Source organism: Streptomyces sp. JK94 (assembly GCF_053613315.1).
The window spans coordinates 418,290-430,940 of record NZ_JBSICH010000001.1; the positions used below are offsets into that span (position 1 = coordinate 418,290).

Below are 12,651 nucleotides of genomic sequence, written 5' to 3' on the forward strand. Positions count from 1 at the left end.
GCCTCACTCGTCCGGGTTACCCGCCGTGCCGCCGTTGGCGTCGCTCCCTAGCGTGAGGTCATGAGCAACACGGTTCACTTCCGGGCGCGGGGGCGTACGGTCCTCGGCTGCACCCTGCTGGTGATCGCCCTCGGCGCGAGCGTCACCGCCTGCAGCGGTGACGACGACCACCCGCTGTCCGCCGCGCCGTACGACGCGGCGGGCCAGATCTCCTTCAACGGCCCCACGGAGGCCGGGAAGAAGGCCGACCCGGACAAGCCCCTGGAGGTCGTCGCCGAGGGCGCCGACGGCCGCATCACGGACGTCACGGCCGTGGACGCGGCGGGCCGACACGTGGCGGGTGAGCTCTCCGCCGACGGAGCCCGCTGGCACAGCACCTCCCCGCTGGCCGCCGACGCCCGGTACACGGTGCGGGTCAGCACCGAGGACGGCGACGGCGCGCCCGGCCGCAAGGTCCTCACCTTCGAGACCGGCCGGCCCGGCGCGAAGAAGACCCTGGACGTCGCCTTCGGACCCGAGGCGGGCGCGTACGGCGTCGGGCAGCCGATCACGGCGGAACTGAGCCTGCCGGTCCCGGACAGGGCCCAGCGGGCCATAGTGGAGCGCGCCCTGAAGGTGCGGTCCACCCCGGCGGTGGAGGGCGCCTGGCACTGGGTGGACGACAGGAAGCTCCACTACCGCCCGAAGGTGTACTGGCCCGCCCACGCCACGATCGAGGTCCGCAGCACGCTCGACGGCATCAAGATCGGCGACCGGATGTGGGGCGGCGCCGCCGAGCCCCTGAAGATCACCACGGACGACCACGTCGTGGCCGTCACCGACGCCGCCGCCCACACGCTGACGCTCTTCCAGGACGGGCGGGAGGTCAGGCGGATCCCCGTCACCACCGGCAAGCCCGGTTTCGAGACCCGCAACGGCGTCAAGGTCGTCCTCGGCAAGGAACCCTTCGTACGCATGCGCAGCAGCACCGTCGGCATCGCCGAGGGCTCCTCGGAGTCGTACGACCTGCCGGTGTACTTCGCCACCCGGGTCACCTGGAGCGGCGAGTACGTGCACGCCGCCCCCTGGTCCGTCGGCTCCCAGGGCTCCGCCAACGTCAGCCACGGGTGCGTCGGCATGAGCACCGACAACGCGGAGTGGTTCTTCGGTGCCGTCCAGGAGGGGGACCTCGTCGAGGTCCTCAACTCCGGCGGCGAGACGATGGAGTCCTTCGGCAACGGCTTCGGCGACTGGAACCTGGACTGGAACAAGTGGCGCACGGGGAGCGCCCTGACGGGCGGCACCGACGCCCCGGACGCCCAGGAGGCGGCACGGCTGCGCCCGGCGGTGGTGTGAGCGCCCCCGGAGGGGCGCGGGCCGGCTCCGCCGCACGGGCACGAGGGGCCACCACCGCGCCGCACCCGCCGTCCGGGCCCGCGGTCCGGCCCCGGGCGCCCCTAGACGCCCTGCAGCCTCTTCTGGCGCAGCAGCGCGGCCAGCGCGCCCGCGAACTCGACGGGCTCCACCGGCAGCGTCACGGCGGCCTCCGCCCGGCTCCACGTCGCCAGCCACGCGTCCTGCGGCCGCGCGATGAGCAGCAGCACCGGAGGGCAGTGGAAGACCTCGTCCTTGATCTGCCGGCACAGCCCCATGCCGCCCATGGGAACGGCCTCGCCGTCCAGGACGCAGACGTCGATCCCGCCCTTGTCCAGTTCCTTGATCGCGGCGGCCGGAGTGGCACACTCCACGAACTCGACCACGGGCACGTCCGGGGCCGGCCGGCGACCGGTCGCCAGCCGCACCTGCTCGCGGGTGTTGGAGTCGTCGCTGTAGACCAGCACCGTGGCGGTCGCCTGCATGCTTCCTCCGATACGCGGTGAAGACCGATGAAGCCCGATGAGGACCGTCGTGGTCCGTGCGCCGGATGCTACTCCCTCGAACAGCCCGTCAGCACGGGTTCGGACGCGGCTTCGCCCGGCCGTTCGACGGGCCGCCCGATGGGCCATACGGGCAGTACAGAGGGGGCGGACACTCCGAACGGCACCCCCCGGGGTGAGGGCGGGATAAGCGACCGACATAATGTCGGTCGTGGCGACAGCAACGACAGTAGAAACCGGGCACGCGCACCCGTCGGTCAACCGGCCGAACCTCACCAGCGTCGGGACCATCATCTGGTTGAGTTCCGAGCTGATGTTCTTCGCGGCCCTCTTCGCGATGTACTTCACCCTGCGATCGGTGACCGGCCCGGACTTCTGGTCCGAGAAGGCCGACGCGTTGAACTTCCCGTTCTCCGCGACGAACACCACGATCCTGGTGCTCTCCTCCCTCACCTGTCAGCTCGGCGTGTTCGCGGCCGAACGCGGTGACGTGAAGAAGCTCCGGATGTGGTTCATCGTCACCTTCGTGATGGGTGCGATCTTCATCGGCGGTCAGGTGTTCGAGTACACCGAACTGGTCAAGCACGAGGGCCTCTCGCTCTCGTCGGACCCGTACGGCTCGGTGTTCTACCTGACCACCGGCTTCCACGGACTGCACGTGACGGGCGGCCTCATCGCCTTCCTGCTGGTCCTCGGCCGCACCTACGCGGCCCGGAGGTTCACCCACGAGCAGGCGACCGCGGCCATTGTCGTGTCCTATTACTGGCACTTCGTCGATGTCGTCTGGATCGGCCTGTTCGCCACGATCTACATGATCAAGTAGTCGCGGCACGCACCCGCCCAATACCAGAAGCATCGACGCAGAAGATCCTGACACCGGGGTAATCCGTGAAAAAGCTCTCCGCACGACGACGCCATCCGCTGGCGGCACTCGTCGTCCTACTCCTCGCGCTGGCATGCACAGGGGGGCTGTACGCCGCGTTCGCACCCGCGGGCAAGGCGCAGGCCGATGAAACCGCCCAGTCCCTCGCCATCGAAGAGGGCAAGAAGCTCTACGCCGTCGGCTGCGCCAGCTGCCACGGCACCGGAGGTCAGGGCACCACCGACGGTCCGAGCCTGGTCGGCGTCGGCGCCGCGGCCGTCGACTTCCAGGTGGGCACCGGCCGTATGCCGGCCCAGCAGCCGGGCGCGCAGATCCCGCGCAAGAAGGTGATCTACACCCAGGCCGAGATCGACCAGCTGGCCGCCTACATCGCGTCCCTCGGCGCCGGTCCGGCCATCCCGTCGGAGGAGAAGTACGGCCCGGAGGGCGCGGACATCGCCAAGGGCGGTGAGCTGTTCCGCAACAACTGCGCGCAGTGCCACAACTTCACCGGCAAGGGTGGCGCGCTGACGCACGGCAAGTACGCGCCGAACCTCGAGGATGTCGACCCCAAGCACATCTACGAGGCCATGCAGACCGGCCCGCAGAACATGCCCTCCTTCCCCGACGGCAGCATGTCGGAGCAGAACAAGAAGGACATCATCGCCTACCTGCACGCGGTCAACAGCGACGACACCGAGAACCCCGGCGGCCTCAGCCTCGGCGGGCTGGGCCCGGTCAGTGAGGGTCTGTTCGCGTGGATCTTCGGACTGGGCGCGCTGATCGCGGTCGCCGTCTGGGTCGCCGCTCGGACCGCAAAGGCCAAGAAGTCATGAGTAGCCAAGACATTCCAGAAGAGAACCTGCCTGCTGAGCAGGGCACCACGCACGGCGCGGTGAAGGTGGCGGACGAGAAGAACCCGTTCGCCGACCCGGGGCTGCCGCCCCACGAGCATCGGGTCCAGGACATCGACGAGCGGGCCGCCAAGCGGTCCGAGCGCGCGGTCGCCCTGCTGTTCACGCTGTCGATGCTGGCCACCATCGGCTTCATCGCCGCGTTCGTGACGATCCCGGTCGACCAGTCGGTCTACATCTTCCCGATCGGTCACATCAGTGCGCTGAACTTCGCGCTCGGCATGACGCTCGGCGTCGCGCTGTTCGCGATCGGCGCGGGCGCCGTCCACTGGGCCCGCACGCTGATGTCCGACGAGGAGATCGCCGACGAGCGCCACCCGATCGCGGCCGACCCCGAGACCCGTGCCAAGGTCCACGCGGACTTCAGGCAGGGCGCCAAGGAGTCCGTCATCGGGCGCCGCAAGCTGATCCGCAACACGATGCTGGGCGCGCTCACGCTGGTGCCGCTCTCCGGTGTCGTCCTGCTGCGCGACCTCGGCCCGCTGCCCGAGACCAAGCTCCGCCACACCCTGTGGTCCAAGGGCAAGCTGCTGGTCAACATGAACACCCACGAGCCGCTGCGTCCCTCCGACGTCGCGGTGGGCTCCCTCACCTTCGCCATGCCCGAGGGCCTGGAGGAGCACGACGAGGAGTTCATGACCGAGATCGCCAAGGCCGCCCTGATGATCGTCCGGCTGGAGCCGAAGGCCATCAAGGACAAGCGCGAGCTCGAGTGGTCGCACGAGGGCATCGTGGCGTACTCGAAGATCTGCACCCACGTCGGTTGCCCGATCTCCCTGTACGAGCAGCAGACGCACCACGCGCTCTGCCCCTGCCACCAGTCCACCTTCGACCTCGCCGACGGCGCCCGGGTGATCTTCGGTCCCGCCGGTCACGCCCTGCCGCAGTTGCGTATCGGCGTGAACGACGAGGGTTACCTCGAAGCGCTCGGCGACTTCGAAGAGCCCGTCGGTCCTGCCTTCTGGGAGCGCGGATGAGCACTACAGCCAACGAAGCCCCCCGCTCTCGCGGGAAGGCACCGGCCGGCGAGCGCGTCGCCGACTGGGCCGACGGCCGCCTGGGGATCTACGCCCTGGCCAAGTCCAACATGCGCAAGATCTTCCCCGACCACTGGTCGTTCATGCTGGGTGAGATCTGCCTCTACAGCTTCATCATCATCATCCTCACGGGTGTGTACCTGACGCTGTTCTTCCACCCGTCGATGAACGAGGTCACGTACCACGGTTCGTACGTGCCGCTGCAGGGCCAGCTGATGAGCGAGGCGTACGCCTCGACGCTGGACATCAGCTTCGACGTCCGCGGCGGTCTGCTCATCCGGCAGATCCACCACTGGGCGGCGCTGATCTTCCTCGCCGGCATGTTCGTGCACATGATGCGCGTCTTCTTCACCGGCGCGTTCCGCAAGCCGCGTGAGATCAACTGGCTGTTCGGCTTCCTGCTGTTCGTCCTCGGCATGTTCACCGGCTTCACCGGTTACTCGCTCCCGGACGACCTGCTCTCGGGCACCGGCATCCGCTTCATGGAGGGCGCGATCCTGTCCGTGCCGATCGTCGGCACGTACCTCTCGTTCTTCCTCTTCGGCGGGGAGTTCCCCGGCCACGACTTCGTGGCCCGGTTCTACTCGGTCCACATCCTGCTGCTGCCGGGCATCATGCTCGGCCTGGTGGTCGCCCACCTGATCCTGGTCGTCTACCACAAGCACACGCAGTTCGCGGGTCCCGGCAAGACCAACAAGAACGTCGTCGGCATGCCGCTGCTGCCGGTGTACATGGCGAAGGCCGGAGGCTTCTTCTTCCTGGTCTTCGGCGTGATCGCCGCCATCTCGGCGATCGCGACGATCAACCCGATCTGGGCCATCGGCCCCTACCGGCCGGACATGGTGTCCACCGGCGCCCAGCCGGACTGGTACATGGGCTTCTCCGAGGGCCTCATCCGAGTGATGCCCGGATGGGAGATCAACTTCTGGGGTCACACGCTCGTCATGGGTGTGTTCGTGCCGCTGTTGATCTTCCCGCTGGTCCTGGTGGCGATCGCGGTCTACCCGTTCATCGAGTCCTGGGTCACCGGCGACAAGCGCGAGCACCACATCCTGGACCGCCCGCGCAACGCCCCGACGCGGACCGCGTTCGGTGTCGCCTGGATCACCGAGTACTTCATCCTGCTCGTCGGCGGCGGCAACGACATCTGGGCCACGCACTTCCACCTGTCGATCAACGCGATCACCTGGTTCGTCCGCATCGCGTTCTTCGTCGGCCCGGTCATCGCGTTCATCGTCACCAAGCGGATCTGCCTCGGCCTCCAGCGCCGGGACAAGGAGAAGGTGCTGCACGGCCGGGAGTCGGGCATCATCAAGCGCCTGCCGCACGGTGAGTTCATCGAGGTGCACGAGCCCCTCAGCCAGGAGCAGCTGCACACCCTCACGGCGCACGAGCAGTACAAGCCGGCCGAGATCGGCCCGACGGTCGACGAGAACGGCGTCGAGCGCAAGGCCAAGGGCTCCGAGAAGCTGCGCGCCAAGCTCAGCAAGTCGTACTACGGCGAGGAGTCGCAGATCCCGAAGCCCACCGTCGAGGAGTACAAGGAGATCACGAGCGGCCACGGCCACCACTGACCCTCCAGCGTCGCCACACCACGGTCGAAGGGCCCCGTCCGTTCCGCGGACGGGGCCCTTCGCCGTGCCCGGGGCTGGATAGGGTGGGACCGCACCTTCTTCCCGCGACACACACGACACACACGACACAGGAGCGGCTCATGAGCGCTGTGACCCCCGCTGGAGGCGACGACGCGGCGGGCCGCTCCTGGCCCGCCCTGCTGAACGGACTGCTGGACGGCCGGGACCTGTCCGCGGACGACACCGCATGGGCCCTCGACGTGATCATGCGCGGCGAGGCCACCGACGCGCAGATCGCCGGCTTCGCGGTGGCGCTCCGGTCCAAGGGGGAGACCGTCGAGGAGATCTCCGGTCTCGTCCGCACCATGTACGCCCACGCCAACGTGATCGAGGTGCCGGGCGAGACGGTCGACATCGTCGGCACCGGCGGCGACGGCGCCAAGACGGTCAACATCTCCACCATGTCGGCGATCGTCGTGGCCGGCACGGGAGCGAAGGTCGTCAAGCACGGCAACCGGGCCGCGTCCTCGGCCTCCGGGGCCTCCGACGTCCTGGAGAAGCTCGGGGTCAACCTGGAGCTGACGCCCAAGCGGGTGGCGGAGGTCGCCGAGGAGGCCGGCATCACCTTCTGCTTCGCCGTGAAGTTCCACCCGGCGCTGCGCCACGTGGCGGCGGCGCGCGGTCAGCTGGGCATCCGCACGGTGTTCAACTTCCTCGGCCCGCTGACCAATCCCGCGCAGGTGAAGTCCCAGGCGATCGGGGTCGCCCACGCGCGCATGGCGCCGATCATCGCCGGGGTCTTCGCCGAGCGCGGCCACTCCTCCCTGGTCTTCCGGGGCGACGACGGCCTCGACGAGCTGACCACGACCGCCACCTCCCGGGTGTGGGTCGTGCGGGACGGCCGGGTGACCGAGGAGACCTTCGACCCGCGCGACGTCGGCCTCGAACGGGTGCCGGTCGAGGCCCTGCGCGGCGCCGACGCCTCCTACAACGCCGACGTCGCCCGCCGCCTGCTGGCCGGCGAGACGGGTCCCGTGCGGGACGCGGTCCTGCTGAACTCGGCGGCGGCCCTGGTGGCCCTGGAGCCCGGCGACGGGCCGCTGGCCGAGCGGATCAGGGCCGGCATGGACCGGGCGGCCGAGGCGATCGACTCGGGCGCCGCCAGGCGGGCGCTGGACCGCTGGGTGGCCGCGAGCAACGCGTAGGGGCCGCGCGCCCGGGACGACGACGCCCGTCCCGCGATCCGGACCCGGGTTGCGGGGCGGCGATCACTTCACGTACTTTCCTCTCCAGGTCATGAGTGACAGTCATGAGGCCCCGGCCGACTGTCCGGCAACCCTCCGTCCGTGGCGGGGTGCCCCGGGTGAAGACCAGGCGGTGGACAGCAAGGTCCACGGCAAGCGCGGACCCCTCGCGAAACCAGGGGTCCTGGGTCGTCCGAGGGAGTCTCCCGTGAACCAGCGAATGCGATAGGGCCGCAGAGCCCCGCCTCCGCACGTCCTTCTCCGCCTTCTCCCACGCTCGAGCCGTCGCGGTTCGCGTGGTGATCCACCTGCCTTCACGGGAGTGCACCCATGTCCGTCTCCACCGTTGCCGCCGACCGGTCCGTCCGTGCCCCGCTGCCCGTTCTGGGCCGGGACGTCACCGTCCCGCTCGTCACCGGCGGCGAGGTCGCCTACGCCGCGCTCGACTACGCCGCCAGCGCGCCCGCGCTCCAGCGGGTCTGGGACGACGTGGCGGCCTACGCCCCGTACTACGGCAGCGTGCACCGCGGGGCGGGGTACCTGTCGCAGCTGTCGACCGACCTGTTCGAGAACGCCCGGAGGACCGTCGCCGGGTTCCTCGACTGCCGGGACGGCGACCAGGTCGTGTTCACCCGGTCCACCACCGACTCCCTCAACCTGCTCGCCGGCGCGCTGCCGGCCGGCTGCCGGGTCTTCGTCTTCGAGACCGAGCACCACGCCTCGCTGCTGCCCTGGGGGTCCCCCCGCGCGGGCCGTGGGGGGAGGGACGTGGACGTGACCTGCCTCGACGCCCCGCGCACCCCCGCGCAGGCCGTCGAGACCCTGGAGCGCGCCCTCGCCGCCCGCGAGCCGTACGGGCCCGCCCTGGTGTGCGTCACCGGTGCCTCCAACGTCACCGGCGAGCTGTGGCCGGTGCGTGAACTGGCCGCCGCCGCGCACGCCCACGGTGCCCGGATCGTGCTGGACGCCGCCCAGCTCGCCCCGCACCACCCCGTCTCGGTGGCGGACCTGGACGTCGACTGGGTCGCCTTCTCCGGGCACAAGCTCTACGCCCCCTTCGGCGCCGGCGTGCTGGCGGGCCGGGCCGACTGGCTGCGCGAGGCGGAGCCGTACCTGGCCGGTGGCGGCGCCAGCCGCAGCGTCTCCCGGCGCGCCGACGGCGGCGTGGACGTCCAGTGGCACGACGGCGCCGCCCGGCACGAGGCCGGGTCGCCCAACGTCATCGGCGCCCATGCCGTCGCCTCCGCCTGCAAGGCCCTCGCGGAGGCCGGGTTCGACACGCTGGTCGCCCGCGAGGAGTACCTGATCGGGAAGGTGCGCGAGGGCCTCGCCGAGGTGCCCGAGGTGCGCGTGCTGTCCCTCTTCGGCGACGACGCGCCCCGTGTCGGCGTCCTCTCCTTCGTCGTCGAGGGCTGGAACAGCTCCCACCTGGCCGCCGCGCTCTCCGCCGAGTACGGCATCGGCGTGCGTGACGGCCTGTTCTGCGCCCACCCGCTGGTGCGCACCCTGCTGGGCGGCGACCCGCGGACGCAGGGCGAGTGCGGGGCCCCCGAGGCGGCGCCCGGCGAGAAGTCCCTCAACGCCGTCCGCGTGAGCTTCGGCGCGGGCACCCCGGACGAGCACGTCGAGCGGTTCGTGGACGCCGTCAAGGAGCTGGTGAGCGACGGCGCCCGGTGGAACTACCGGACCGAGGACGGGCGCTGCGTGCCCGACACCACCTCCGCCGCCGGCACCCCGGCGGCCTGAGCCGCCCGTCCCGCCGGCAGCCGCGACCCCAGCAGGATCATCCGCAGTGCCCGCTCCGTGGCGTCCGTGAGGAGTTCGGCGGCACGCAGCAGCGCGTCCGCCAGGGCCATCGGCGCCGGCATGATGCCGTGGAAGGCGTCGACTCCCGGCACCTCGTGCGCGCCCTCGCCGAGCGTGCCGGCCAGGGCGAGGACGGGACGGCCGTGGAGCTTGGCGCGGCGGGCCACCTCGGCCGGCACCTTGCCGCGCGGCGTCTGGCGGTCCAGGGTCCCCTCGGCGGTGAGCACCAGGTCGGCACGGGCCAGGCGGGCGTCCAGGTCGAGGTGGTCCAGCAGCACGTCGAAGCGGGGCAGCAGCCGGGCGCCGACGGCGGCCAGCCCCGCGCCCAGCCCGCCGGAGGCGCCGGTGCCGGGGCCGCCGCGCAGGTCGGTGCCGAGGACGCCGAGGTCGCGGGTGAGGACGCGCGCCCAGTTCTCCAGACCGGCCGACAACTCCTCGACCTGCGCGGGCGTCGCCCCCTTCTGCGGTCCGAACACGCGGGCCACGCCCCGCTCGCCGCACAGCACGTTGAACGGATTGCAGGCCACCAGCAGTCCGGTCGCCTTCAGCCGCGGGTCCAGGCCGGACGGGTCGATCCGGGCGAGGCGGGTCAGCTCCCGTCCGCCGGGCGGAAGTTCGAAGCCGTCCGCGTCCAGCAGCCGGGCCCCGAGTGCCTGGAGCGCGCCCGCGCCCCCGTCCGACGTCCCCGAGTCGCCGCAGCCGACCAGGACCCGCCGCACCCCGGTGTCGAGCGCGGCGCGGATCAGCTCGCCGACGCCGTACGTCGTCGTGGCGCCCGGGTCGCGCAGGGCCCGGGGGACCAGGGACAGGCCCGCGACGGCCGCCATCTCCACCACCGCCGTGTCCCGGGCGCCGAGCAGCGCGAAGTGGGTGCCGACGGGCTCACCGACCGGCCCGGTGGCGGCCAGCGCGACCAGCCGCCCTCCAGTCGCGGCGGCCAGCGCGACGGCCGTGCCCTCACCGCCGTCGACGAGCGGGATCCGGTCGATCTCGGCGTTCGGCAGGACCCGGCGGACGCCCGCCGCGATGGCGTCTGCGGCGGCCTGGGCGGACAGGGACTCCTTGAAGCCGCTGGGGGCCACGACGACACGGTGCAGCAGGCAGGGCGCGGCGGGCGCGGCGGGCGCGGCGGATACGGCGGATACGGCGGGCACGGCGGACATGGAGGGCTCCTTCAACGGGTCAGGGGCACGCCGAGCAGCGGCCAGACCGCGGCGGCGAAGAACAGCACGAGCGCGGCGGTCAGCGGCGCCAGGACGGCGGACAGCCGCAGCAGGTCGCGCGGGGTGTAGGTGGGGGTGCCGGGGAGGTCGGAGAAGAGCGTGACCGGCTTGGCGGAGGCGGGCAGCGTGTGGCAGAAGCCGGCGGCGGCGGTGGACGCGAGTGCGGCGGCGACCGGGTTGACCCCGGCGCCCACGGCCGCGGCGATCACCAGCGGGATCAGCACGGAGGAGCGGGCCGAGCGGGACTGCAGCACCAGGTGGGCCGCCGTGCTCACCGCGACCACGACCCCGAGGAAGACGGCCGGCGCGACGCGCGCGGGCAGTCCCGACACCAGCCACCTCGCCGCACCGGAGTCGGTGAGCGCGACGCCCATCGCCATGGTCGCCGCCATGAACAGCAGCAGCGACCAGGGCACGGTCCCCAGCGCGTCTTTGAGCCGGACGGTGCCGAGCGCGGGGGAGGAGGCGACGACCGCGCCGATCAGCGCCACCACCGCCGGGGAGACGTGGTGCAAGGGCTCGCCGCACCACAGCGCCACCACCGTGGCCAGCAGCAGGGCGCAGCGCTTCTCCTCCTGCGTCCAGGCGCCGGTGACCGGGCTGTCGCTGTGCCGCTGCATCTCCTCGGCGGTGATGTGCACCGGGCCCGCGCGGTCCGCGCGCCGAGTGGCCGTCAGCAGGACCGCCTCGGCAGCCAGATGGGAGGAGGCCACCGCCGGCGGCAGTCCGAGCAGCAGCCACTGGGTGAAGCCGACCCGGTCCCCGGTCGCCTCCCGCAGCACCGACACCGTGATCAGATGTGCGCCCGCTCCGATCAGGGTCGCCACCGCAGACAGCAGGATCACGGTCGGAAACAGCAACGCCAGCATCACGACCAGTCGTTTCCGGTCGGCGAGCGCCTTGGCGAGAGCGAGGAACACCGGCAGCGCGAGCGCCGCCCGGCCCGACGTGGCCGGCACCGCGAACGCCGTCACCACCAGCGCGGCGGTGGTCAGGTGCACCAGCTGCCGCACACTGCGCGCCCCGCCGACCAGGAACACCGCCGCCCGCCCGGCGAGCCCGGTCCGGGCCACCGCCGCCGCCAGCACGAACGCGCAGATCAGCAACCACACCGTGTCCTCACCGAGGGTGCCGAAGAGCGTGTCGCTGCTGATCACGCCGGTGGCGGTCAGCGCCAGGCCGGCCCCCAGCGCGATGTACGTGTCGTCGACCGGGGTGCCGATCCAGGCGCAGGTGGCCAGCGCGAACACGGCGAGGGTGAGGCGCGCGTCGCCGCCGAGGGCGGGGAAGTTGGCGGGGACCGCCAGCAGCGCGCACAGGGACAGCGCCACGCACAGGGCCGCCGCGAGGCGGAGGTTCGACGTCACGCCATCGAGGGTTCTCCCGGGCGGTGAGCCCTCGATGAGCCGGACATGAAGGAAACGTCACACGACATCCGGTCACGCGGCCCGCCGGGCGGCGCCCGGGTCAGCCCGGTAGCCGGTATCCCATGCCCCGCACCGTCTCCACCCGCTGCGCCCCCAGCTTCTTGCGCAGCGCCCGCACGTACACGTCCACGATGTTGGAGCCGGGGTCGAAGTCGTAGCCCCACACGTGGGAGAGGATCTGCTCCCGCGACAGGACCTGCCCCGGGTGCCGCAGGAACAGCTCCAGCAGTACGAACTCACGGGCCGTCAGGTCCACCGTCCGCTCCGCGGCACGGGCCCGCCGGGTGCGCAGGTCCAGGGAGAGGTCGCCGGACCTCAGCACCGTCACCTCCGGCGCCCTGGCCGCCGTACGCAGCCGGAGCCGGACCCGGGCGAGGAGTTCCTCGAAGCGGAACGGCTTGGTCATCCAGTCGTCGGCACCGCCCTCCAGGCCGGCCACCGTGTCCCGTACCGAGTCGCGTGCGGTCAGCACGATCACCGGGGTCGTCACCCGGGACTCGCGCAGCTCGCGCAGGACCGTGAAGCCGTCCCGGCCGGGCAGCCCGATGTCCAGGAGGACCAGGTCGAAGCCGCCGGTGAGGGCGCAGGCGTGGGCGGTGTCGCCGTCGGCGACGGCGGTGGTGGTGAAGCCGTTGGCGCGCAGACCCTTCTCGACGAAGGAGGCGATGCGCTCCTCGTCCTCGACGATGAGGATGCGGTTCATTCACG

11 protein-coding genes and 1 riboswitch are annotated in these 12,651 nt (G+C 71.6%); of the genes, 7 read left to right on the forward strand and 4 right to left on the reverse strand.

Features of this window, described 5'->3' with window-relative positions; genetic code table 11:
* Positions 1-60 precede the first annotated feature (60 nt).
* Positions 61-1,335: a L,D-transpeptidase gene (locus ACVV2G_RS01985; protein WP_453840779.1), complete on the forward strand. Its 1,275-nt coding sequence runs from the start codon at positions 61-63 to the stop codon at positions 1,333-1,335.
* Between the two features lie 101 nt (positions 1,336-1,436).
* Here ACVV2G_RS01985 and ACVV2G_RS01990 read toward each other — a convergent pair whose 3' ends face one another.
* A complete protein-coding gene (locus ACVV2G_RS01990; protein WP_453840780.1) occupies positions 1,437-1,838 on the reverse strand; it encodes a response regulator in 402 nt (133 codons plus the stop codon).
* Between the two features lie 220 nt (positions 1,839-2,058).
* Here ACVV2G_RS01990 and ctaE point away from each other — a divergent pair, with 220 nt between their 5' ends.
* The 6 genes from ctaE (at position 2,059) to ACVV2G_RS02020 (ending at position 9,233) form a co-directional block, all read left to right on the forward strand.
* Entirely contained in the window at positions 2,059-2,679 is a 621-nt protein-coding gene (gene ctaE, locus ACVV2G_RS01995) for an aa3-type cytochrome oxidase subunit III (RefSeq protein ID WP_029393865.1), read from the forward strand.
* A 65-nt stretch (positions 2,680-2,744) separates the two neighbouring features.
* Positions 2,745-3,554 (forward strand): cytochrome bc1 complex diheme cytochrome c subunit, encoded by an 810-nt coding sequence (gene qcrC, locus ACVV2G_RS02000; RefSeq protein WP_453840781.1) that lies wholly within the window; start codon positions 2,745-2,747, stop codon positions 3,552-3,554.
* Positions 3,551-4,609, forward strand: coding sequence for a cytochrome bc1 complex Rieske iron-sulfur subunit (qcrA, locus tag ACVV2G_RS02005; RefSeq protein WP_453840782.1), 1,059 nt, complete (start codon positions 3,551-3,553; stop codon positions 4,607-4,609). Before qcrC ends, qcrA begins: the two co-directional genes overlap by 4 nt.
* On the forward strand, positions 4,606-6,243 hold the full coding sequence (gene qcrB, locus ACVV2G_RS02010; protein WP_453840783.1) for a cytochrome bc1 complex cytochrome b subunit: 1,638 nt from the start codon (positions 4,606-4,608) through the stop codon (positions 6,241-6,243). Before qcrA ends, qcrB begins: the two co-directional genes overlap by 4 nt.
* A gap of 140 nt (positions 6,244-6,383) precedes the next feature.
* Positions 6,384-7,448 (forward strand): anthranilate phosphoribosyltransferase, encoded by a 1,065-nt coding sequence (gene trpD / locus ACVV2G_RS02015; RefSeq protein ID WP_453840784.1) that lies wholly within the window; start codon positions 6,384-6,386, stop codon positions 7,446-7,448.
* An 87-nt stretch (positions 7,449-7,535) separates the two neighbouring features.
* Positions 7,536-7,652: riboswitch (SAM riboswitch) on the forward strand.
* Between the two features lie 165 nt (positions 7,653-7,817).
* Positions 7,818-9,233, forward strand: coding sequence for an aminotransferase class V-fold PLP-dependent enzyme (locus ACVV2G_RS02020; protein WP_453840785.1), 1,416 nt, complete (start codon positions 7,818-7,820; stop codon positions 9,231-9,233).
* On the opposite strand, the gene ACVV2G_RS02025 is transcribed toward ACVV2G_RS02020, so the two are convergent.
* From ACVV2G_RS02025 to ACVV2G_RS02035, 3 genes are all read right to left on the reverse strand, one after another.
* Positions 9,167-10,393: a glycerate kinase gene (locus ACVV2G_RS02025; RefSeq protein WP_453840981.1), complete on the reverse strand. Its 1,227-nt coding sequence runs from the start codon at positions 10,391-10,393 to the stop codon at positions 9,167-9,169. The genes ACVV2G_RS02020 and ACVV2G_RS02025 overlap by 67 nt on opposite strands.
* 74 nt (positions 10,394-10,467) lie before the next feature.
* Positions 10,468-11,883 (reverse strand): SLC13 family permease, encoded by a 1,416-nt coding sequence (locus tag ACVV2G_RS02030; RefSeq protein WP_453840786.1) that lies wholly within the window; start codon positions 11,881-11,883, stop codon positions 10,468-10,470.
* Between the two features lie 100 nt (positions 11,884-11,983).
* On the reverse strand, positions 11,984-12,646 hold the full coding sequence (locus tag ACVV2G_RS02035) for a response regulator transcription factor (RefSeq protein WP_453840787.1): 663 nt from the start codon (positions 12,644-12,646) through the stop codon (positions 11,984-11,986).
* Positions 12,647-12,651: the final 5 nt, after the last annotated feature.